General features: G+C 61.6%; 1 pseudogene. It reads left to right on the forward strand.

Annotated elements, in window-relative coordinates:
* Positions 1–105: 105 nt before the first annotated feature.
* Positions 106–229, forward strand: a pseudogene (locus tag CUZ56_RS16240) (methionine aminotransferase); the annotation flags it as partial.

Consider the following 229-nt stretch of genomic DNA (forward strand, 5'->3'; position numbering starts at 1 on the left):
ATTTGCAGCATGGTGCATCTTGCCCGATGGCGTGGCCCGAAGCGGGCCGGAAGAGGCCGCGGGCCATGCTAGCATGCGGTTTCGCCTGTTTTTGGAGCACCCGTCATGCGCCTGGATACCAAACTGCCCAAGGTGGGCACGACCATTTTCAGCGTCATGAGCCAGTTGGCGGTCGAGCACAAGGCAGTCAACCTGGGCCAGGGGTTTCCCGATTTCGAACCGCCGACAG

It is taken from the genome of Saezia sanguinis, assembly GCF_003991585.1.
GTDB classification, from domain to species: domain Bacteria; phylum Pseudomonadota; class Gammaproteobacteria; order Burkholderiales; family Burkholderiaceae_C; genus Saezia; species Saezia sanguinis.